This window comes from Ferruginivarius sediminum, from assembly GCF_003344765.1.
In the GTDB taxonomy this organism is placed as follows: Bacteria; Pseudomonadota; Alphaproteobacteria; order Kiloniellales; family Rhodovibrionaceae; genus Ferruginivarius; species Ferruginivarius sediminum.
This window is the reverse complement of sequence record NZ_QPMH01000003.1, coordinates 93,928-115,708: the sequence shown is the minus strand read 5'-3', so window position 1 is coordinate 115,708 and position 21,781 is coordinate 93,928. Positions and strand designations below refer to the sequence as shown.

Genomic DNA, 21,781 nt, shown 5'->3' with positions numbered 1-21,781 from the left:
GCGATAAACGATAAACAGTCGTCTGCCCGGCCTACTCCCCGGCAGAGCGAGCCTGCCTCACGGGTTCCGCCGTCTCCGCTTCGCCCGCCGAGGTGTCCGTGGAGGCGGCGACGGTGACGGGCGTGGCGGAGGCCGTTCCGGTCATGGGCGGGACGTCGGCGGCGAGTTCCTGGAGGTGGCTTTCCAGGGCTTCCAGCTCGGCCTCGAAATCGGCCTGCCAGTCGCTGGACCAGATGCGCACGACGCGCCAGCCCAGGCGCTCCATCGCCGCCGGCCACATGGCGTCGCTGTCCCGAACCGCCGGGGCCGCGCGATAGCCGGTGCCGTCGAACTCGATGCCAAGCAGGTAGGCCTTCGGATTCGCTGGGCTGCGCACGGCGAGGTCGAGGTGGTGGCCGTTGACGCCGACGTTGGAATCGACCGCGAAGCCCCTGGCTTCCATCTCCTGGCGCAGCATCCTGGCGGGCTCGTTGCGCTCCAGCGAGCGCGCGGAGAGCGCGCCGGCGGGCGGCTCGGCGGCCAGCGCCAGAAGCTCTTGCAATGCCCGCAGGCCGGCGCCCGCCGTGCCGGGGTTGTCCAGGTCGCTCGGGTGCATCGAGGTGACGATGTGCAGGTTTTGCCGCGCGGCGCCGAGCAGGGCCGGAATGAAGCGCTCGCCGCCCGACTCCGTCAGCGGCCCGTCGAGGCCGGCCAGTCGGCCACTCTCGATATCCAGGCCGTAGGTGGCGGAGAACAGGATCACGTCGCGGACGTCGCCCTGGATGTCCTGCAGCGGCTTGACGAACACCGGCTCCGGCCCGTCGCCGCGCTCGCGCGTGTCGGACAGGCGCGCGGCCGCCGCCGGGTCCATGGCGGCCAGGCGGTCCATGATGTCGCGGATCACGTCGGCCTGCGCCTCGCTCGCCGCGACGACGCCCAGGGAGCGGCGGGTGTCCTGCTTCAGCATGTCGATGCCCGCTTCCGCGACCTTCTGGGCCTCCTGCACGTTCATGCCCGCAAGATAGCAGCCGGTGACGATCATCCGGCTGGTAAGCGGCGGCTCCTGCACGGTGTCGTCCGGTCCGGCGAAGACGGTGGGGCCGTCGTCGTGGAAGGCCCGCCCGGCCAGCGCGAACAGGCCGCTGCGCGCGTCGCGGTAGTACGTGGAGAGACGCACGAGCGGGAACCCCTGCCGCTGGGCCAGGCCAAGCAGCGTGTCCTTCGTGCCGCCGGGCGTCGGCGCCGCCGCGTCGCCGATGATGACCGCCTGCGGGGCGCGGGCAATGGAGCCCAGCGCCATCTCCGGGCTTATGCCCGAGGCTTCGTCGAGGATGACGAGGTCGAACTGAACACTGCCCGGCGGGGCGAGCTCCGCAAGCGCGCGCGGACTGGCCATGACACACGGTTTTGCCGCCTGGATCGCGCCGCCGAGCCGGGACAGCAGCCTGGGCACGGAAAGCTCCGGCAACGCGCCCGTGCTATCCACGCCCGTACCGTTCTCGCCGTCACCTGTCGCGGCCAGCACCGGATCGCTTGTCAAGCTACTGCTGTCCCGGCTGGCCAGTTCGGCGCGCAGGCGTTCGGCCTGCATCTCCCGCAGCCGGGCCAGGCCGTCGCGGTAGCGGCCGCGCATCTCCGCCTGCCGGCCCTGCATTTCGCGCAGCTCGGGATAGGTTTCGTAGATCTGCGTTGTGAGTGCGCGGAAAAGCTGACGCTCATAGGCGGCGTCGAGGTCCTCGTAGTCGCGATTGTCGGCGTCGTAGGCGTCGAGCACCGGGCCCGCGCCCAACTCGCGCACGTCGCGCAGCGCGTGCTGGTAATCGCGCCATGCCGTCAGCGCGTCGCCGTGCGCCTCGGCGCGCTGCAGACGGGCGATCAGTCCGGGGAAGGGCGCGGTTTCCGGGTCGCCCGCGACGAAGGCGCGCAGGTCCAGGCACTGCATGGCCTCGACGTCGGCGATCGCGCTGTCGACCTCGCCGCAATTGTTCCGGATGACGCCCGCCGCCTCGCGGAACCGGGCCAGACGATCCGGGTAGTCCACCGCGAAGAGGTGTTCCACCAGGATGTCCGGCAGGCCGGATGTCTTGACCGTCCGCGCCGCGGCAATGGCGGCGCCCAGCATCGCGGTGTCGGTGTGCACGCCCTGGAAGGCCGGGCCCAGCGCCTCGCGGGCCGTGGCATTGTCGTCGATCCGCGCACGCACGTCTTCGCAGGCCCGCACCCGCTCGGCCGTTCTAGGCAGGTCGCGCGGATGCACGTGGGCGCGGATGGCAAGGGCCGTGATCTGCCGTTCCAGGGCCTCGATGTCGTCGGCGCGGGTGTCCAGCTTGCCGATAAACCCGTCCAGCCGCACGTTGGGATAGCTGGTCAGCCCCTCCAGCGCGGCGGAGAGGCGGTGGATGTCCTCGTCACCGGCAAGCTTGGCGATCTCCTGCAGCGTATCCAGGTTGCCCTCGATCAGCAGATGCCGCGTGGCGTACTGCTCCGGCGTGTGACCGGGAAAGGCCTCGATGGCGGCGCAGACGAAGGCGGTGGCGTCGTCCAGGCCGTCGAAGTCGGTATCGACGCCGGCGAAATGCCCACCCAGGATCCGGCACAGCGTCGCGTCCTGGCGGAAGCCGTGCAGGTCGGCCACCAGCGTGGCGACGGTTTCCATGTCGGCGGCCATGCGCCCGCGCTCGACCTTCTTGTGCGCGCCCTTCTCGCGCACCAGCGCCTTGTAGCGACGCTTTGCCCGGCGCACCGAGGGCCGGAGGTTCATCAGGAAACGTTCCTGCGTCAGCGCGGCGGCGTGGGCGCGCAGCTTCTCTGCTTCTTCCGGTGCGTCGGCCGGAATGTGGAAGGTGGTGCCCAGCTCTTCCACGCGCGCGTCCAGCGCGGCCTTCTCCTTCCGGCCCCGGGCAAGCTCCGCCTGCACGTCCGGGTCGGCCAGGGCGCGCAGGCGCAGGCGCAGCGTGCGCGTTTCGGCGTCGCGCGCGCGCCGGGCCGCGGCCAGCAGGGGACTCACCAGCGCCGGCGTGGCCTCGCCGGGAAGCTCGGCCAGGCGCATCAGCCGCTTAGCCGCCGCCACCATGCGCCGCCAGTGTTCGGCCTGGGTGCGGAAGTCGGCGGTGACATCGGCGAGGTCCGAGCACGGCGTCGCGGCCACGTCCAGCCGTGCCGCCTCTTCCGCCGCCGCCTCCAACTCCGCGGCATGGCCGTCCAGCGCGTAAGGCTCCGTGGTATCGGCCGACAGGGTCTCGATGCGCTCCGCGTGCTGGCGCAGGTCGGCGTGCAGGGTTTCGGCGGCGTTGAGCCGTTCGTCGTCACGCAGGGCGGCGAAGACCGCCGTGTCAGCGGGCTCTTCCGGGCCGGGCAACGTCTCCACGGCTGCCGCGAACCGCCGGGCGTCGGCAACGGCGGGAATGGTGTCCGCCGGACCGGGCAGGGCCGAGGCCGTGCCGTGCAGATTGCGCAGCGCCGCGCACCAGGCCGCCACCATGCTCCGCAGCCGGTCGAGGTCGCCGTCGCTCAGCGACGGCTCGTCCACGCCGTGCCAGGGGTGGTTGTCGATGCCGCCGTAGTCGTCGATGAAGACGCGGCCGTTCTGCTCCAGCGTGCGCAGCGCGGCCTTGGCTTGCGTCATGCCCTCCGGCGCGACGTCCGCCGCGCCCGGCAGGTCCGTATGCTCGATCGAGTCCGGCAGGCCGGTGTGCTCGCGCGTTCGGATCTCCGACCAGAAAAGTTCGGCGATTGTCTTGCCGAGATTGCCGAAGGTCGCGCTCAGAAGCTCGGCGTTGCGGACGAGGCGGCGTTCCAATTCATCGACCTCGTCCCGCAGCGCCGCAACCTCCGGCTCGCTCGGCGCGTCCGGGGCGGGTTCCGCCTGCGTCGCCAATGCTCGGCGAATCGCGGCAGGCCGGCTGTGCGCGCCGTGCAGCGGCAGGATACAGGCGCCCAGGCCAAGCCCGTCGAGCCGCGCCTTCACGGTGTCGAGGGCAGCGCTTTTGTTGGCGACGACGAGCGTGCGCTTGCCCTGCGCCGTGGCGTCGGCGATGAGGTTCGCGATGGTCTGCGACTTGCCGGTGCCGGGCGCGCCGGTGACGGCGATGCTTTCGCCCGCCCGCACCCTGCGCATGGCGGAGACCTGGCCGGAGTCGGCGTCGACGACGGGAATCGGCGAGGGGGAGGCGGTCTCGGCCTCTCCGGTGGTGGCGGGCGTGCCGGCGCCCTCGCCCAGAAGCCCGGCGATCACCCGGTGCGTGTGCGGCGGCCGCGCCGCGGGCCAGTGCGCCGGGTCCAGCTCGTTGAACAGCGCCGAATGGCCGGTGTCGAAGAGGCCCACCGTCACGAAGCGGCGGACCTTCCAGCGGCCGCGGTTCCGGCAGACCTTCTCGTTCATCCTTGCCAGATAGGCCTCCGGCGTGTCGTCGGACGTGAAAGACGGAAGCTCTATACCGAAATCGTGCGCCAGACGGTCGCGCAGGATTGGGTTCACGCGTGTCGGCGCGCCGGTTCCCCGCAGCACGTCGCCGCCACCATCCGCCACGTCCCGGCGCTCGACGCGCACCGGATAAAGCAGCAGCGGGGCCAGCATCTTGCGATAGGCGCGCTCGCTCTCCCGCCATTCCAGGAAGCCGAAAGCGGCGAAAAGCGTGCTGGCGCCATGCTCGGCGCGCATCCTTTCCTCGACCGCTGTCAGGGTGAAGATCCTGTGCTCCAGGCTGTCCGGGAACAACAGCGTCCGGGCCGTTTCCGGCGTCCCGCCGTCGGCCTCGGCGTTCGCGGACTCCGGCAACTCGTAGCGCGGCAGCAGGCCCTGCGCCTCGGCATAGGCGGTCAGCGACTTCGGCGTCGGCGAGGGGCAGTCCGGCAGGCCCATCGAGCGTCGGACGCGGTCGCGCAGTTCGCACTCCAGCCGCCATTCCTCATCCGGACCGCCGGCCTCGCTATCCAGCCGCGCGGCCTCCTTGAGGTAGGCGGGGTCGCTCGCTCGGGTTTCGGCCAGGGTGAGCAGGAAGTCATCGTCCGATTCGTCCTCGGGCCGGCCCTCGCTCACCGGCAGCGGCTCGAAACGAAGCGCCGCCCCGCCGCGCAGGGCGGACATCAGCACGTCGGGCGCGTGGTGGATCAGCCGAAGGTGCGTGGCCGCGCGCTCCGAATGCCGGAAGTTCAGCAGCGGATGGTCATTCTCAAGCTTCAGCAGCCGCAGGCGCCGCGCCTCGAAGGCTGCTTCAAGCGGGTCCCTCGGCGCTTCGGGCGGCGGCGGGGCGGGCTCGCTTGAGGTTTTCCGGGTCAGCTTGCGCAGGCCGAAGCGTCCGCGCTTGCGCTCGGCACTGCGCGCCTGCTCCAGCATGTCGCTGGCACGCTGAAGCAGGTGCCGCGCTCGCGGCGTGGCGGGCGACGACAGTTCGCGGCAGACGCTGGCAAGTGCCGCCGGGTTATCCTCCCCGCGCGCGACGATGGCTTCAAGCTCCTCGACGGCTCGGTGCAGCGTGCTTGGTTTATCCAAGGCTTTCAGGCCCTTGCATTCCTCGGCAGCGGAATTGGTGTGGTGTGACGGTCGCAAGGAAGGCTAAGGGCATAAAGGTTGGCGATGTATTAATCCGGCAATTTTATATAGTTTTTAAATTCGAATCAGTCGAAGCGACGAAGTATTCCGAAATTTTTACTTCAATTTACGGGGGAGTCGGGAAGCGCGGTGGGTCGTGACACGAGCCTTGCCCAGGCACCCACCCTCACTTTGTCGTGGCCTCGAACACGCCGTCCCAGTCGTCGCCCGGCGGGTCCGCGCGCAGCTCGGCGACGCGCGCGGTGTAGAGGTCGTAAACCCCGCTCAGCTCCCCGTCCGGCATCAGCGTCCGGCACTCGGCGATGAGCGCTTCCGCCCGGTCCCAGTCCTGCGCGCGGTAGGCGGCGAGCATTTCGGCGTGCTTGGCCGTGAGATCCTCCGGCACGTCGGGCGCGGCCAGAACCGTGTAGATCCGCACCGGATCGCGGCGCCCCTTCACGCGGATCAGGTCGAGTTCCACCGCCGTGACATCCTCCGCGCCGGCGCAGGTCGTCTCGCTGATGACCACCTCGACGCCGTAGGTCTTGCACTGCCCTTCCAGGCGCGAGGCAAGGTTCACGTTGTCGCCAAGCGCGGAATAGTCGAAACGCCGGTTGGAGCCCATGTTGCCGACGCTGCATGGCCCGCTGTTGAGGCCGATGCCGATGCGGATCTCCACCGGCTCCTTGCCGTCTGCCGCGCTGTCGCGCGCGATGCCGGCGTTGAGGTCGACGAGGCGGCGGCGCATCTCCTGCGCCGCCCGGCAGGCGTGGGCGGCGTGGTCGGGATCGTCCAGCGGCGCGTTCCAGAACGCCATGATGGCGTCGCCCATGTACTTGTCGATGGTGCCGCCGGTTTCCATGATCGCGTCTGACATCGGCGTCAGGAAGCGGTTAAGCAAGCGCGTCACCTCGTCGGCGTCCATCTTCTCCGCCAGGCTGGTGAAGCCGCGGATGTCGCAGAACAGCAGGGTCAGGTCGCGCGTCTCCCCGCCCAGGCGCAGGCGCTTCGGGTTGCCGGCAAGCTGCTCCACCAGCGAAGGCGCCATGTACTGCGCGAAGGCCGCGCGGATGCGCCGCTTCTCACCCTCCACCTCCAGGTAGCGGGGCAGCGAGGCGGCCACGTAAACCGCCACCCCCGTCATCGCCGGATACATCGGATCGAACAGCCACTGCCAGATGGCGAACGCCTGCCAGGAGACGACCACCACGCCGGCCACGACAATGGCGCCGAACCCCGCCGACCATAGCATCGGCAGGCGCGGCAGCAGGAATGGGGCGAACACCAGCAGGCCGATCAGCAAGACCGCAAGGGTCTCCGCGCCGTTCGCCCAGTCCGGCCGGCCCAGGAAGCTGCCGGTCAGCACCTGCTCCAGCATCTGCGCGTGCAGCGTCACGCCCGCGATGCCCGGACTCAGCGGCGTGGCGTGCTGGTCCTTCAGCCCCGCCGCGCTGGAGCCGACGATGGCAATGGCGCCACGCAGGCGCGCCGGATCCGCCTCCCCCGACAGGACCTTCCAGGCGGAGATCGTGCGCTCGGGTCTGTGGCCACTGTCGTAAAGCCAGATCCTGCCGCTGGGATCGGTCGGCAGCACGGCGCGGCCAATCTTCACGGCGGTGATGCCGCTCTCGCTGCCAAGCGAGGCAGCCCCGCCCGCACCGGCGGATTTCACCAGATAGGTGCTGGCCCCCTGCGCCACGCGCAGCGCTTCCGCCGCCAGGCTGGGGTAGAGCGATTCGCCGTCGGTGACGAACAGCGGAATCCGCCGCACCACACCGTCGCTTTCGGGAATGACGTTCAGGCTGCCGTTCCCGCTGGCCGCCTTACTGAGGACCGCGATATTCGAGACGGCGCCGTCGAAGCGCGGCACGAAGCGCTTCGGGTCGGGACCAGAGGCGGCGAAACCCGCCTTGACCGGCGGCGCGCTGTTGGTGGCGCCGTTGTCGAGAGCGAAGCCGGTGACGGTGCGCCCGGCGGCGAGCGAATCGGCGAAAATGCGGTCGTGGTTCGGCAGGCCGTCCTCGCTGGCCAACCGGCGCAGGGCCGCCGTTCTCGATGTCTGCGGCCAGCTTTCCATGACCTGATCGGGAGACGTGCGATCGGGTTCGGCGAAGATGATATCGAAGGCGATAGCCGCCGCACCGGCCTGCTGCAGCTTGCCCGTCAACTCGCCCAGCAGCGTGCGCGGCCACGGCCACTGGCCCTGGCGGTCCAGGCTGGGGTTGTCGATGTCGATGACGACGACCGGGGTGTCCGGGTAGGGGCGCGGGGAAAAGCGCTGATAGGCGTCGAACACCTTGAAGCGCAGTTCCTGCAGCGCCACAGGATCGACTGCGCGCACCCCGACCGCCAGCAGGATCACGAGCAGCGGCAAGAGGATCTTGAGCCACCGCGTCAAGGCCGAAGCCCCCAGGCGATCAGCAGTGTCGCCGCGCAGCGGACGTGGCAAGCATTCGCATTATTGTTCAAAACAAGCCCCACCGGTTTCCGCGAAACCCCACGAACACGGTAACGCGTTCGGTGAAAATCTTACAACGTCGGAAGTTTAATTTCGGTATCCGGCGAGTCTATCTGATGGAGGGCGAGTGATAATTGTCAAAATTTGATCATCTGTAGACGAGCCCCGTATGGCCCGTCGACAAGAGCTATGCCACAGCTTCAATTTTCGCCGATGGACTTGTCTGACTGACGCTCTATGCGCGCACTTGCCAGCTACATCCTACATCGATTTTGGGCATGTTATCGCCAAACGGCGAAGGGGGAGCCATTGGCTCCCCCTCGCCAGTCGCTGCCTTTCGGGAAGCGGACACCTGATAACAGGGCCGCGCGCAATTTCGATATACGCCGACCAACTCGAAGAATCAGGCCTTATCCCCAGCCCGGGATTGGGAGCCAAGTCAGTATCTTTTCCCAGGATATCGTCAAATTCCTCGGTGGGAACACGTGGCGCACGGGCACCCCACAGCGGTTCAAGCCGGGCCGTTGTCCACGACGATCTCCGCGGGCAGGCCGTGGAAGTCGGCCAGCTGGTCGAGGAAGCGCGCCAGACGGTCGCCGGAGATCGACACATCGACGAGCTGCCCAGGACTCTCCCGGCTGTAGTCGTCGACGATGTTGAGGACACGCAAGCGGCGGCCGGAGCACAGGCCGTCGCTGACGAAATCCAGGGACCACCGCTGGTTCCGGCGTTCCGGCGTTCCGGCGCCGCCAGAAGCACGCGCTCGCGCCCTGGCAGACGGCGGCGCTTCTTGGTTCGGACGGCCAAGCCTTCCTCCTTGTAGAGGCGGCAGGTGCGCTTGGCGTTGACGACGAGGTCTTCTCGCCGCAGCAGGACATGCAGGTGCAGATAGCCATAGCGCTTGCGCTGCCCCGCCAGCTCTCGCAGACGGGCCCGCAACGTCGCATCGGGGCCGGGCGCTCGTCACCGCGGGGCGGACCATACATTTATCAGAAGACCCTTTAGCGCGGCGTCGTCCAGCGTCAGGTCGGCGACCAGCGTCTTCAGGCGCCGGTTCTCCTCCTCTATCGCCTTCAGCCGCTTGGCGTCGGACACCTCCCCGCCGCCGAACTCGGATTTCCAGCGGTAGGAGGTCTGTTCGCTGATGTCATGTTTCCGGCAAACCGCGTTCGCCGGCATCTCCCCGGCCTTCGCCTCCTTCAGAATGGCGATGATCTGCTCTTCCTTGAACCTGCTGCGCTTCATGATGAGTTCCCCCCCTGTTGCTGGGATGCCACGGGAAACTCCCCCGCCCGGTGGATCGCTTTTCGGGGAAAAGGTCAAAAGCGCCGCGCTCGACCGCGCTGGCAGAACCCGGAATCGAGCGCATCGCGAAGGCCGGGCCAGGTCGTCCTGTTCACCTGCATCGGTTGCCATCGCAATTGCCGGCAGCGATATTGACAAAAAAGTCGTATTGAAATAGGCTTGTACTACTTTTGCGGGCGTTTCTTTCGTGCCACCGACGACACGGAAACGGCGTCCGTTCGCCTAACCTGTCGAAATGGGTCACCGATCCACGCATCAAAGGGGGCTCGACCGTGACGTGGGAGGTTGCGCATTTTCTTCCTCATACCGGGGCTCTTCGGGGGCTTCGGGCGTCGCGCATCCAGAGGTGCCGCGAAAGATCGGTGGATCCCGCTTCGCCATTGTTCGTCCGTCAACATCGCTATCGCCGGCCAGTCGATTAGGATCGCGCCGCGTTCGTATACGAAGGAGTCGCGAGTATGCATGGACCAACTGACGTCAAGGCGGGTCCAATTACCGTTGTGTGCGCATCTCCCAACACCGTCTCGGTCAGTCGGGTCACATCGCAACTTGTAAACGCCTATCTGTCCGAAAATAAAAAAAGAATCGAGACATTTGATATTCTCGACCTTCCACCAATCTGGGTGCGAAAAGACATGGAGGAGACGCTCCCGGCGGAATGGGTAGCGCTACGGGAGAGTGTGTCTCGCGCCCGGGCATTAGTCGTATGCGGGCCGGTCTACTATTACGACGCCGGTTCGCCCTATAACGTCCTAGTTGAAGCACTAGGTGAAGGAATCGCCTGGAAGCCGGTTTTGCTTTTGACGTCAGCCGGGTCCAATCGGAGCCATCTCGCAATCGGGTCGCTGATGCAGAACCTGATTTTCGAGCGGCATTCGCTCGTTTTTCCCGATTCCGTTCTGGTAACAAAAGACGACTTGGTTGGGCAGGGAATGGTCAGTGAGCAAATTAAAGAAAGGCTCACAAACATTGTCGACCGGTTCATCGCGTTCGCCGATGCGACATGTCATCTACATGATTCTCTTGAAATGTCGTGAGTTTTCGGCGCCCGGGGCGAGGTCATCATTGTCATCGCGGAAGGTTTAAAAAATGGAAGAGATTGATGGTGCGCGTATCAATCAAATGAACTACAGGGAGGCGATGGCGCGGCCGAAACATTATGCCGAGACCACATTCGAAATTAACTGCCGCTGTTACGCAAAGCACATTCGGACCGACCGGGAGACGCTCGCGGCCCACGTCGAGGACACAGCCGCGCCGCTGCAAGAGCGTTTTGCCGCAGGGAATATTTTAGCTCTGATTGGCGATCCTAGAATAACGTGCGACGACCCATTGATGCTGTACGTGCCTGGCGGCACCTTCACAATGGGCTCGGACCCGCGTGCGGTTCAGGGTACCGTCGAAAGGTATCGAAAATTTGGTGTCCTGGCCGCGTGGGTGGAAAAAGAAACGCCCAGCTTTTCAGCACGTGTGGCGCCATTTAAAATTGCAAAATATCTCGTTACGAATGAAGAATTTCGTTTGTACCTTCTCGATACGAAATCCCAATTCGTTCCCACATCGTGGCATCTCGGGCGTTACCCGGAACACCATGCGAATCATCCCGTTTATTCCGTGACGCCGGACATTGCGGATGACTATGCGAATTGGCTGTCCGGAAAAACCGGCAGGAACTTTCGACTGCCAACGGAGGCGGAGTGGGAGTTCGCGGCAGGCGCGGCACGTAATCGGGAGTTTCCCTGGGGTGATGAGCCCCTCGACCAAGTCTGCAATACCGCCGAGTTGTGCCTCGTGTCGACAACGCCGGTGGGCATGTTTCCTGAGGGCAATTCCCCGTATGGCTTGGCCGATGCCGCGGGTAACGTCGAAGAACTCGTGGCGGATATTTACGCACCGTATCCGGGTGGAAGGTTTGTCAGTGATGATATTGCAAGGCGCGACCCGGAATACCGGATGACGCGTGGCGGCGGCTTTACGCGGTTCAAAGACTTGGCGCGATGCAAGCGTCGACACGGATACTTTGATTCATGCCTCTATCCGGTCGGCTTCAGGCTCTGCGAGGATTAAGATGCCTGTCGGCGACCGCTTCATCGTATTTCTGATCTATACGCGGGAGGATGTCCCACTGCGGCTCGACGAGGCGTTTCTGACATCCCATGCGGATTGCCATATCCATTTGATCACGACTGAAAGGGTCACGTTTTCCAACGGGTGTCGTGCGCGATCCGCGGCCGCGTTGGTGCCGCACCGGTTCAAGACGACGTCGGATATCAACGTGGAGTCGGTACGTCGGATTATAAGACGCGTCGTCGGCAATAGTTCCAGACCATTCGAGATTATCACGCTTTCGGAAAGCGCGGTCGATATGACTGGAAAAATCAAGTTGGAGCTTGGCTTGGTCGATCGAGACTTCTCCCGTTTCGTTGATAAAGACAAGATGAAAAGGGAGGCTTCACTCGCCGGCGTCGCGACACCGCGGTACGTGCTATTTGACCGTGACCGATTTCTGGAGAACCGACAATCGTATACGACCGATGTTGTCGATCGCGTCGGTTTGCCCTGTTTCGCAAAGCCGATCGATCTCTATGGCGCCATGGAGAGCAAAAAAATCAACTCTCTGGAAGAGCTCGAGTCCTGGGCAAGCACGTGTATGAGGCGCGATCTCACGTTCGAGATCGACGAATTTATAGACGGCACCGTGTATCAGTGCGATTCGATTGTATGCGACGGCGTATCCGAATTTTGCCAAGTGAGTGTCAGCTCCCGTCCCTGGTCCGAAATTTACCACGGACACAATGTGGGTCTCCGTACTGTGAGATCGGAGGACACGACGACGCGGCGCGTCAAGGCCGTTGCGGAAAGAATTAATCGTCATTTCATGCGTGGGATGAGCGGCGTTACTTGCTTGGAGGTCTTTGTCAGGGAAGACGAGATTGTTTTCCTGGAGATCGCCTACAGGCCCGCGGGCGCCGGTATAGCATCATCGCCCTATTTCACGCGGAGTTCGAACGTCCGCATGAATGAATCGCATATTTTGGCCCAGGTGAACCCGAGATGGCGTCCGCGGGCGCTTTTCATGAACTACGTTGGCTGGGTGATTATCCCCCTTCCGCCAAGGGGCGGCAAACTCAGGGAAATCACCGTGCCGCCGGTGTCTTGTCAAATCGAAACTTACTGGAATGTCGAAATAGATAAGAATATCACCGAAAACGATGGAATTAATTCTTATGCCGGTGCCGTTCTATTGTGGTCCCGCGATTATCAGGAATTAACCGAAGCGTACGAGAGCATCCTGGACAAGTGCGCGTTGCACGTGGAGGCCGGAACATGAATGACGGGGGAGCGCTCCAGGGAGAGCAGCGACGCCGCGAGGATACGAATTTGCAGCCAGCATGGAATGATGTCTTCCCAAAATTGACGGCATTCCGACAGTCGCTGGTCATCATCGCCGCGGCGGAACTTGGATATTTCGATGTGGTGAGCGACCTTGAGTCGGTCGCGGATATATCAAAGAGACTAAATGTCAGTGAGGTGGGCGCCAGCGTTATTGTAAATGCCCTGTCCGCGCTTGGCATGGTGGAGGAGGCAGCCGGATATTATAAAGTACGCCCGGACATTGCTCGTCTTTTTACGCCGAACTCGGGACATGACATTCGTTACAACATCGTCGCGCTGAAGAAGGAAGTCGAGGTCTGGTCCCGGATGGCTGGCATCATGCGCGGCGACAGCGAAAGAGATCTCGAATACAGTCGTGAGTTGTTCGACGGGGGTATCAAGAAATTCGAGGGACTCGGCCTCCTGAACCGGATCGACGCGGAGCAGATACTGCCGCACATCGTTCCTCATGTTCAGCCACGGTTTAACGTGTTGGATATCGGCGGCGGGGAGGGCTACTACGCAAAGCGACTGTGCGAGCTGACACCCGTTGAGCGTGTCGACATTCTAGATATCCGCACCGGGTTCTCCATATCCGAAGAAGTCAACGCGAACGCGCTGACCGGCGGACGCGTCAGACACATACCGGGAGATGCGCGGGATTTTGAAGTGGCGGCGCAATATGACGTCGTCTTGATGAATGAACTTCTGGAATTGTTCCGTGAAGACGAGAAATACCGGATTCTGGAAAATGCGCTGTCGGCTTTGAAGGCCGGCGGGTTTTTGGTGGTGACGAAATTTCCGCTCAACCCCGAAGGGACGGGGCCGGGCCGGTTCCCGCTCTTCTCGGTCCGAATGCACATGAAGTTTGAAGAAGCATTCCTCGAATCCGATAAAGTCATTGTTGACTGGCTCGTCGCCAGGGGGATCGAGGTTGTCGACATCGTCCGCTTGAACCGGACTTTGATGATCTTTCAAAAGCCGAGGGGGTAGGGATGGAAACCGAACAGGGAAAGATTGAGGCAATTGCGACGGCGTACCGGCAATCCTGCGTGTTGTTCGCGGCGATCGAACTCGGGATTTGGGGCTATTTCGAGGATCGCGCGGACCCGGTTTCTGTCCAGGACCTCGCGACGGCCATTAACTTGGACAAGCGGGCGGCGCATATCCTGGTGAATTGCCTTTGTGAGATGCGGATTCTTGAAATCGAGCCGGACGGGCGGATCGGGTCGCCACTCATCAGATCATTGGGGGGGCAGGACGCGCAATCGGGGATATTGAATTACCTGGATGAGTTGAAGGAGTGGATGCGGCTGTCGGAAAAAATCGTCAACAAAGACGGCGAGTATAGAGAGAACCGGACATTTGCGACCGAAGAGATAGAACCCTATCTCGACATGGTCAAACTGTCCAATGCCAAGCATGCGCCGCTTTATATCGAGGTGGTGGCAGACAAGGTTGGCGCGGTTCACTCCGCGTTGGACATCGGTGGCGGGCATGGGCTGTATTCGGAGCTTTTACTCGGCAAATACCCTGAGGCTTACGCCACTTTAATGGATTTGCCCGCGGCAATCGCGTATTTAAACAAAAGATTACGGACGAACATTGCTGAACGACTTACGTTGGTGGAGGGCGATGCTAGGGAGAAAGTCGCGGGACATAACTACGATCTTGTCATGATTAATGATATGCTGCATAGTTATTCGTATACAGAGAAAGAAAAAATCATTGTCAACGCCGTCGAATCACTGCGTCCGGGCGGCTGGCTGGTGTGTGGCAAGTACTACCTTGATGACGAAGATATCCGCTCGCCCCTGAACAACCATTTTTTCTCGTTGAAGATGCTGCTCAATACGGAGGGCGGGTATCTGGAATCCAATCAAGAGGTCGAGGCGCTCATGCGACGCCACGGCCTGAGCCGTGTCGAAACGGTATTCATCCCCCACGAGATTCCGTCGGTCGCACAATTCGGATTTAAGGAATAGATGAATGTCGAACCCATTCGATAATATGTATCAGTCCTTTAGCTTATTCGGGCAAGCGCGATCCCAAAAGCCGATTCATATGTCGGCGGGCGTCAATTGGGCGGAAGCAAGCCCGACGTTGGTCAGCAGGTTGAAGCATGAACTGGATACGGCGCTAACCTATCGGAACTACGGGCGCTCGTCGGGAGGAAAAATTTTGACGGATATCGTGGCTTCCGTCGAGCAGCAGTTCGCGGGGAGCGAGGAACCGGTTTCGGCCATTTTCGCGGCCGGGACGGCGGATGCGTCGCATGTGGTCGCGTCCGTGCTTTTCCGGGAGGGTCGAATTCGTGAAGGTGATCGCTGTTTGGCGGTCGGCCTTTGTTTCCCATACTATTACGAACTCTTCACCGGAATGGGCCTGACGTACAAGGAGTGCGTCAATGATGAGAGGTTGATTCCGACGGTCGATGAGATCCTGGCCGACCTAGCGGACGTCAGGCCGAGCGTAGTCGTGCTCATCTTACCCCATAACCCGGCAGGCTGTTTGATGACGCCGGAGGCGTATTCCCGGATTGTCAAAGCCGCGCGGGATATCGGGGCGGTGGTGTTCTGTGACAGAGTATGTTTGATGATGTGGGATTATGATTCAGCTTTGCTTGCCGCATTCTATCAGGGCGTGGTTGATGGCGATGTATTCGTTTTTGATTCATTATCGAAATCCGACAGCCTGGCCGGCCTGCGCGCCGGATTTCTTTTGTGTTCGCCGGATTATCATGGCCGGATTGAGCGGGAAATCCGGTACAGAATGCTCAATCCCATCGTGTTCTCGACGCCGACGATCGCTTTTGCGCGGGTCGCCACGCTGTGTTATGCGATCGAACCGAAATGGAGCGAATACTTTGAACGTTTGGTGCGGATCTACAAGGAAGCGCTATTTCTCGAATACCCGTCATCCTACGGCGACCCGTTCGCGGATTCCGATATTCCGGGCGACATAGACGCATACATTGACGACCAGGAACATTTAAAGCGGCGGATTCATTCGAATCGCGACCGCGTCGAACAAGTCGTCGGGTCGCGCGCGGTGAAGCCCCTGGTGCTGGATGGCGGCTTTAACTTGTTGCTGGAGATGGACGGCATGAGGGCCGAACGGGAGGAGGCGGATCAGGACCGTCTCTGTAATGACTATGGTGTGGCGGTTCTGACCGAGCGTTGTTTCCGCGCGACGCGGCGCGATAAAGAGACATATGCTGTGCGGTTGGGTCTGTCTCTCGACCCGGTGGAGTTCGAGGCGGGGTTGGATCGGATATGCCAGTACTACGGAGTTGCCTGATCGGGCGCAGGCCTGTGTTACCATCGCGGCAGCACGCCTGAAAAGTTGCGCCGTTCGACCGGACGGGAAAACGGCCCGGACCACCAACCCTTACGAAATGTGAAGCGTCAGGAGCGCACCGTCTTTTTTTGTCCCGCCAAACACAGAGACGTTCCAATTATGCAGATGGCCGACAGATATAGGAAGGATAGCTCGGGACTGAAATATTTGATTGCCAGTGAGTATATCAAAAGAAGGTTAATGCGAATGATGTCGATCATCATCGTCACGCCGGCGAAGAATTTGGACAGAGCCGCTTTGTCAAGAACGTTCATGGCGATCGTCTGCCACGCGATTCGACTTAGCCCGTTAAAGAGCCCCCACGCGCACCAGCTTGCGTAAAACAGCTCGATGCGCGGGTAAAGCGTAAAAATAAGACAAAAAGACAAAAACCCCGCCAGCGACAAAATTATCACGTCAAATTCGCGGGCTTTGACGACTTGGGTGGCTCCAAGAAGACCAGCGCATATGGCGCCGATTGTATAGAAAATGCCGGAGATAGCGAGAACTTCCGGCGACCTTTGAAGAACATCGACAACATAGATCGGATTTATGACGTCGAGAAGCTTCACGCATATGAAGGTGGCGCTTGCGCCGATGGCGATGAATGAAAGTTTGATCTGAAAGGAATGCGTCATAGCCGCGTCGTTGACGGGTAAATCCTCCGTTTGTGCCGATTTGACCTTGGTGACCAGCACGAGCGCGGACGTCATAAGGCCACTCATCGAAAGCGCAATAATTTCGTTGAGCCTTTCCTGGTCCTGGCCGACCAGGTAGGCGGCCAGGCCGCCCGCAATAAAGGCTGACGCCTGGTTCTCGATCTCCAGGATTCCGTTGTATTTGCCATAATTGGCATCCGTAACGAGTTCTTTTGTTAAAATTCCTCGCGACACATAATAGAAATAAATGTAAAATTGGCTTATGAACATCATCGGTATAAATAATAATTTGTTTCCTGGAAAGAAGAGAAGGAGCGAAAGCGCTGTCGAAGTGATAACCATATTCGCGGCCATCACATTCCTGGCCGGAACCGTATTCAATAACATATAAATTTGCTTCCGGAATATCAGCAAAAATCCCAGTGAAATAATATTGATATAGATTAAAGCCTGGCTGCCAACGAATGAGACCAGCGTCCACGGAACGATGACCAGAACAACGCCTATCGAGATCGAAGATATGAGGTTCGACAGGATGAAATATGAAATGACCGGCATGGCATACCATCATGATTCGTGCATGGGTCGAGTAAGGCACGGCAGTTTCGCCTATATAGCAGAGACTGTGAAACCGTGTCTCGGAATCTGCCGCGCGCGGACGGCGATGCCGTTTTCACGTTCTGGGCCAATCGCGTACCGGGCACATTCGGCCCGGTCGGCGGGCGCGATCGGATCGGCCGGGTGTGTGTTCGGCCAGTGCGCCTCAGCCTCCATCTGCCGGGTCCACCGCTGCGCATCGGTCTTCTTATGAGAGGTTCAGCCGGCGCCCTGCTGGCCGTGCGTCGGCTTCGCGCCTGCCACTTGTCGTTGCGCGTGCGGGTGGCTGCCGTACCGCAAGTTCTTCATGCCGGTGCCACGGAGCGGCCGGGCTTGCGGGATGTCTGCGGGTGGGAACTGGATTGTCGATTTTGTTGTGGTGGGCGCGCCTGGGATTGAACCAGGGACCTCCTCGGTGTGAACGAGGCGCTTGCACCAACCTCCTGCCCAAAAACCCATATGTATCCGGCTGTTGCGAGTGAGGATGCCTGGATGGCTGTCACACTACAAACCGTTTGTCACAGTTTCAGTGTGCCCGGAGTGTGACAGGGCGCTTTCGAAGGGGGTTTGGAGGGGCCTGTATAGGCTCTGAACACCTGCTGACCATCAACATCTCATTTCTTCAAAAACGCCAGTCTTGGCGCACTCCCCGCTCAGGCCGCGATGTACAGGCGCTTGCGGTCGGCGACAAAGCTTGAAAGCTTTTCCTCGACGTCGCTGTCCATCGGCGGACGCTCGTAAGCATCCAGCACGGCCCGGCAGTCGGGCAGGTCGTCTGTGTCGTCCTCTGGTGGTGCGGGCGAGAAGTTTGTGCGCAGAGACGCCAACTCGCGGCGCACGCGGGAGAGGATGCGGCAGTCGGCCAGGAACTTCTCGTAGGAGATCGCCAGCCCCGCTTCCAGCCAGCCGGCGGAATGCAAGACGAAGTCGCTGCCGGAATAGATTGCGGCCTGGAATCCCAGCGCGGCGTCCTGCGCTGCCTGCGCGTCGGGCAGCTTGGCCGAGGTGACGGCCCCGTCGGCGCGAAAGGGCAGGCCGAGGCGCCGGGCAAGCTGGGCGCCCGCCATCATGGCGAAATGGCTTTCGATGGCGCCGAAAACGGGCCGCATCGCGGTCATCGAGAACGGCACGGCATAGATGCCGCAGATTACCGGCGCGCCCCGCCGGACAAGCTGCGTCAGCGCCGCGCCGGCGGTGATCTCGGCCAGCATCAGGGCAAGCGCGCCGCCCATGGTGACCGGGCTGGTCATCCCCATCATCGAGTAGGAGGAGATCAGCACGGCCTGATTCGCCTCGGCGGTCAGGCGCAGGCCCTCGGCGATCGGCCCGGCCAGGATCAGCGGCGACTCGATATTGAAAAGGTTGAGCAGGCAGCACTCGCTGTTGAAGACCTCTTCGCCGAAGGCGATGCGCGTCATCTCCAGGCTGTCGGCCACCTGGGTCGGTGTGCGGATGAAGCCCTTCAGCGGCTTATCCGTCAGCGTCAGCAGCGCCATCATCATGTCCAGATGGCGCGTCAGCGAGGCGGTGTCCGAGGGCTCGCAGTAGATGCCGCCGGTGAAATCCAGCCCGTCGCTGGTCTGGGACAGCTTCGCGAAGTTGCGGAAGTCCTCCAGCCGCGCATAGCGCCGCCGGCCGTGCAGGTCGTGCACGAACGGCGGGCCGTACGCCGGGGCGAAGTTGGTGGCGCCGGCGCCGTAGCTCACCGACCTTTGCGGGTTGCGCGCCCGCTGCGCGAAGCGGCGCGGCGCGCTTTCCCGGACGATGTCCCGGGCAAGGCCGGGCGGGATATGGACGCGTTCGTCGCGGATGGTGGCGCCGGCGGCGCGGAACAGTTCCCGCAGGTCCGGCTGTTCGCGGATCTCGAAGCCGACCTCGTCGAGGATGCGTTCGGCCTGCGCCTCGATTGTGGCGGCCTGTTCGTGCGAAAGGGGGTCGAAGGTCGGCTGCTGGCGTAGAATCTCTTCCATGCGCGGTTCCTTAGCGCGTCACCGACCAGACGACGATGGAATCATAAAGCGGGTCGTCCTTGATCGCGCGGGCCTCGCAGAAGTTGACGGCGAAGCCGGCCTGCGCCGCGGCCTCGCGCGTCAGTTCGGGGCAGACATAGCTGTTGTCGTGGCCCTCTTCCTCGATGAACGCACGGCTGCGCGTCCAGTCGGCGCCGACCACCGTCCCGCCGCGGGCAAGGTGCGCCGACAGCTTCGTGAAGCAGGCCTTGTAGCCGTCGGCCGTGGGCGACAGGCCGAAGTTGCCGACCGCCGTCATGAAATCGAAGGTCTCCCCGCCCAGCGCGACGGGCCAAGGTCGGAAAGTATCGAACACCAGATAACGGCCGAAGAGATCGCGCTTGGCGCGCAGGTCCCGCTCCGAGACGCCGTACATCTCCATAACGTCAGCGTAACAACGGGGAATCTCGTCCCCTTTGACGAAATCGTCGAGGACGGCCAGCGCCTCCGGCACCAGATCGCAGCAGGCGACGGAGGCGATTCCCCGCATCGGGATCGACCACAACAGCGACGACGTCCCCGCGCCAAGGTCGAGCCAGCGCCCGACCTCGCCCGCGCGGTGGATGTTTTCGAGGATGTCCTCGGTCCCCCAGCCAAAGATGAACGGACCCTGGAAGTACTCGTCAAGGTACTTGCGGAAGTAGGCCTTGTGTGCCGGGTTCAGGTCCAGCGCCGTGAAATCCGTGATCTCGCTGAAGTCCCGGGCATTGTCGAAGCCGCGACCGGCGTCGGATATCCAGCCGCCGATGCTTTCCTTGTCCTGCGCTTCGTCTGCCGCGGGGCCGGTGCTCTGTTCGCTCATGGCTCACCTGTCCGTGCGCGCGTCGATGGGTGCAACGCACAGTAAGATGCGTGCACCGATTACGGAAGAGCATTCAGAAAAACAATCGTATTGATCGTATCTCTCGCCGCACCTGCCGCAGCTGGCGGACAAGCTGGGCATCGCTGCCGCACGGCCGCTGCTGGGGGCCGATCCTTAGCGGTGAGGCGCGGAGAACCACATTGGGATCGCCTGACAAGACCACGGTGTTGACAACCAACGCCTGCTGTGTAATTAATTAATCAATTAATTATAAGCCGATGCAGTCGCGTTGTGTCGGTGTGCGGGCCAACGCGGGTTGGCAAACAGTTCGTGGGAGGCAAAATACATGGATATGCGGGTATCGACGGCCGACTCGGAAGGCTTGAAGGACAAGCTGGACCGTCAGGGCGTGAAGTATCTTCTGCCAAGCTATGTCGACATGCATGGCGCGTCGAAGTGCAAGGTTGTGCCGATCGAACACTTCGAGCGGATGATGTCGGGCTCGGAGTTGTGCACGGGCGCGGCGCTCGACGGCGTTCCGCAGGTCATCAGCGATGAGGAAGTCGCCGCGCATCCCGACCCGAACTCCTGCATGATCCAACCCTGGCAGCCGGAGGTGGCCTGGTTCGCAAGCGACCTCTGGTGCGAGGGGAAGCCCTTCGAACCGTGCAGCCGCAACATCTTCAAGCGCGTCCTCGCCGATGCCGCGGAGATGGGGTATGGCCTGAATCTGGGTATCGAGGCCGAGTTCTTCGTTTTCCGCGAGGGCGAGGACGGCGGATATGTTCCCGTCAGCAAACGCGAAAACCTGACCAAGCCCGCCTACGACATTCCCAGGGTGCTGGAGAACCTCCCTTGGCTGGGCGATCTCGTCGACGCGATGAACTCGCTCAATTGGGACGTCTATTCCTTCGATCACGAGGATGGGATCGGTCAGTTCGAGATCGACTTCGCGTTCGCGGACGGCTTGACGATGGCCGACAGGTTCGTCTTCTTCCGGCGCCTTGCGGACGAGATCGCAAGAAAGCATGGCGCCTTCGCGACCTTCATGCCGAAACCCTTCGGGGACTTTGCCGGCAGCGGCGCACACTTCAATATGTCGCTGTACGACCTCGACAGCGGCGCCAATCTGTGTGTCCCGGGCCCGGAGGGGGATCCGCGGAATTGTGGACTCGCGGAGGTCGGCTACAAGTTCATTGCCGGTATCCTGCGGCATTTGCCGGCCATATCGGCGGTCGTCGCGCCGACGGTGAACAGCTATAAGCGCCTGATCCTCAAGGGAAGCAACTCCGGTTTTACATGGGCGCCCGTCTTCCAGTGCTACGGCGACAACAACCGTACCAATACGGTTCGCGTTCCAAGCAGCGGCGGGCGCGTAGAGCTGCGGGCGGCCGATCCGATGTGCAATCCCTACCTCGGCGCGGCGCTCACGTTTGCCGCCGGCCTGGAGGGTATTAAGGAAGATCTCGATCCCGGGGCGCCGCACGTTGAAAACATGTACGAGAAGTCAAACGAGGAACTCGAACGTCTCGGCGTGACCATGTTGCCGCGGACGCTGGGTGAGGCCCTCGACGCGTTTGAAGCGGACCCCCTTGGGAAAAAGGTGTTCGGCGAGAAGATGTTCGACGCTTGGCTATCTTATAAGCGCGACGAATGGCTGAGTTACCTCAACCACGTGTCGGACTGGGAAAAGCAGCGGTATTTGCACTTCTTCTGACCGGCGCTGTT

At 62.2% G+C, this 21,781-nt stretch carries 13 protein-coding genes, 1 tRNA gene and 1 pseudogene; 7 read left to right on the top strand and 8 right to left on the bottom strand.

The annotated features are described in order from the left end of the window. Positions 1 to 31 precede the first annotated feature (31 nt). The 4 genes and pseudogenes from DRB17_RS04310 to DRB17_RS20930 all read right to left on the bottom strand — a co-directional run. Complete coding sequence (locus tag DRB17_RS04310; protein ID WP_114580956.1) at positions 32 to 5,470, bottom strand: DUF4011 domain-containing protein; 5,439 nt, start codon at positions 5,468 to 5,470, stop codon at positions 32 to 34. A 226-nt stretch (positions 5,471 to 5,696) separates the two neighbouring features. Beyond that, positions 5,697 to 7,907, bottom strand: a complete 2,211-nt coding sequence (locus DRB17_RS04305; RefSeq protein ID WP_161958695.1) for a CHASE2 domain-containing protein — start codon at positions 7,905 to 7,907, stop codon at positions 5,697 to 5,699. Positions 7,908 to 8,478: 571 nt separating this feature from the next. Beyond that, positions 8,479 to 8,655 carry an integrase catalytic domain-containing protein gene (locus DRB17_RS20935; RefSeq protein WP_421778488.1) on the bottom strand — a complete coding sequence of 59 codons (177 nt, stop codon included), beginning with the start codon at positions 8,653 to 8,655 and terminating at the stop codon, positions 8,479 to 8,481. 86 nt (positions 8,656 to 8,741) lie between these two features. Next, positions 8,742 to 9,212 (bottom strand): annotated as a pseudogene (locus DRB17_RS20930) (transposase); the annotation flags it as partial. Positions 9,213 to 9,730: 518 nt separating this feature from the next. On the opposite strand from DRB17_RS20930, the gene DRB17_RS04290 reads away from it, so the two are divergent. From DRB17_RS04290 to DRB17_RS04265, 6 genes are read left to right on the top strand one after another with little or no spacing between them, the layout of a single operon-like run. Then, entirely contained in the window at positions 9,731 to 10,309 is a 579-nt protein-coding gene (locus DRB17_RS04290; RefSeq protein WP_114580952.1) for an NADPH-dependent FMN reductase, read from the top strand. A gap of 52 nt (positions 10,310 to 10,361) precedes the next feature. Further along, positions 10,362 to 11,339: a formylglycine-generating enzyme family protein gene (locus DRB17_RS04285; protein ID WP_114580951.1), complete on the top strand. Its 978-nt coding sequence runs from the start codon at positions 10,362 to 10,364 to the stop codon at positions 11,337 to 11,339. Position 11,340: 1 nt separating this feature from the next. After that, the gene (locus DRB17_RS04280; protein WP_114580950.1) at positions 11,341 to 12,603 is read left to right on the top strand and encodes an ATP-grasp domain-containing protein; all 1,263 of its coding nucleotides are present in this window, start codon (positions 11,341 to 11,343) and stop codon (positions 12,601 to 12,603) included. Then, positions 12,600 to 13,640, top strand: coding sequence for a class I SAM-dependent methyltransferase (locus tag DRB17_RS04275; RefSeq protein WP_114580949.1), 1,041 nt, complete (start codon positions 12,600 to 12,602; stop codon positions 13,638 to 13,640). Before DRB17_RS04280 ends, DRB17_RS04275 begins: the two co-directional genes overlap by 4 nt. A gap of 2 nt (positions 13,641 to 13,642) precedes the next feature. Beyond that, positions 13,643 to 14,632, top strand: a complete 990-nt coding sequence (locus DRB17_RS04270; RefSeq protein WP_114580948.1) for a class I SAM-dependent methyltransferase — start codon at positions 13,643 to 13,645, stop codon at positions 14,630 to 14,632. Positions 14,633 to 14,636: 4 nt separating this feature from the next. After that, a complete protein-coding gene (locus DRB17_RS04265) occupies positions 14,637 to 15,947 on the top strand; it encodes a pyridoxal phosphate-dependent aminotransferase (RefSeq protein WP_114580947.1) in 1,311 nt (436 codons plus the stop codon). Between the two features lie 107 nt (positions 15,948 to 16,054). Here the strand turns inward: DRB17_RS04265 and DRB17_RS04260 are convergent, their stop codons facing one another. The 4 genes from DRB17_RS04260 to DRB17_RS04245 all read right to left on the bottom strand — a co-directional run bounded on the left by DRB17_RS04260 (position 16,055) and on the right by DRB17_RS04245 (position 20,053). Further along, positions 16,055 to 17,203, bottom strand: a complete 1,149-nt coding sequence (locus tag DRB17_RS04260; RefSeq protein WP_114580946.1) for an MFS transporter — start codon at positions 17,201 to 17,203, stop codon at positions 16,055 to 16,057. 416 nt (positions 17,204 to 17,619) lie between these two features. Beyond that, positions 17,620 to 17,691, bottom strand: a tRNA-Leu gene (locus DRB17_RS04255). Positions 17,692 to 17,895: 204 nt separating this feature from the next. Then, positions 17,896 to 19,212, bottom strand: a complete 1,317-nt coding sequence (locus DRB17_RS04250) for a trimethylamine methyltransferase family protein (RefSeq protein WP_114580945.1) — start codon at positions 19,210 to 19,212, stop codon at positions 17,896 to 17,898. A gap of 10 nt (positions 19,213 to 19,222) precedes the next feature. After that, positions 19,223 to 20,053: a hypothetical protein gene (locus DRB17_RS04245; RefSeq protein ID WP_114580944.1), complete on the bottom strand. Its 831-nt coding sequence runs from the start codon at positions 20,051 to 20,053 to the stop codon at positions 19,223 to 19,225. A gap of 346 nt (positions 20,054 to 20,399) precedes the next feature. On the opposite strand from DRB17_RS04245, the gene glnT reads away from it, so the two are divergent. Then, positions 20,400 to 21,770: a type III glutamate--ammonia ligase gene (glnT, locus tag DRB17_RS04240; protein ID WP_114580943.1), complete on the top strand. Its 1,371-nt coding sequence runs from the start codon at positions 20,400 to 20,402 to the stop codon at positions 21,768 to 21,770. Positions 21,771 to 21,781 lie beyond the last annotated feature (11 nt).

Coding starts and splice junctions, on each gene's coding strand:
- DRB17_RS04245 (WP_114580944.1), bottom strand. CDS start 20,053: ATGAGCGAACAGAGCACCGGCCCCGCGGCAGACGAAGCGCAGGACAAG.
- DRB17_RS04265 (WP_114580947.1), top strand. CDS start 14,637: ATGTCGAACCCATTCGATAATATGTATCAGTCCTTTAGCTTATTCGGG.
- DRB17_RS04260 (WP_114580946.1), bottom strand. CDS start 17,203: ATGCCGGTCATTTCATATTTCATCCTGTCGAACCTCATATCTTCGATC.
- DRB17_RS04270 (WP_114580948.1), top strand. CDS start 13,643: ATGGAAACCGAACAGGGAAAGATTGAGGCAATTGCGACGGCGTACCGG.
- DRB17_RS04275 (WP_114580949.1), top strand. CDS start 12,600: ATGAATGACGGGGGAGCGCTCCAGGGAGAGCAGCGACGCCGCGAGGAT.
- DRB17_RS04290 (WP_114580952.1), top strand. CDS start 9,731: ATGCATGGACCAACTGACGTCAAGGCGGGTCCAATTACCGTTGTGTGC.
- DRB17_RS04285 (WP_114580951.1), top strand. CDS start 10,362: ATGGAAGAGATTGATGGTGCGCGTATCAATCAAATGAACTACAGGGAG.
- DRB17_RS04250 (WP_114580945.1), bottom strand. CDS start 19,212: ATGGAAGAGATTCTACGCCAGCAGCCGACCTTCGACCCCCTTTCGCAC.
- glnT (WP_114580943.1), top strand. CDS start 20,400: ATGGATATGCGGGTATCGACGGCCGACTCGGAAGGCTTGAAGGACAAG.
- DRB17_RS04280 (WP_114580950.1), top strand. CDS start 11,341: ATGCCTGTCGGCGACCGCTTCATCGTATTTCTGATCTATACGCGGGAG.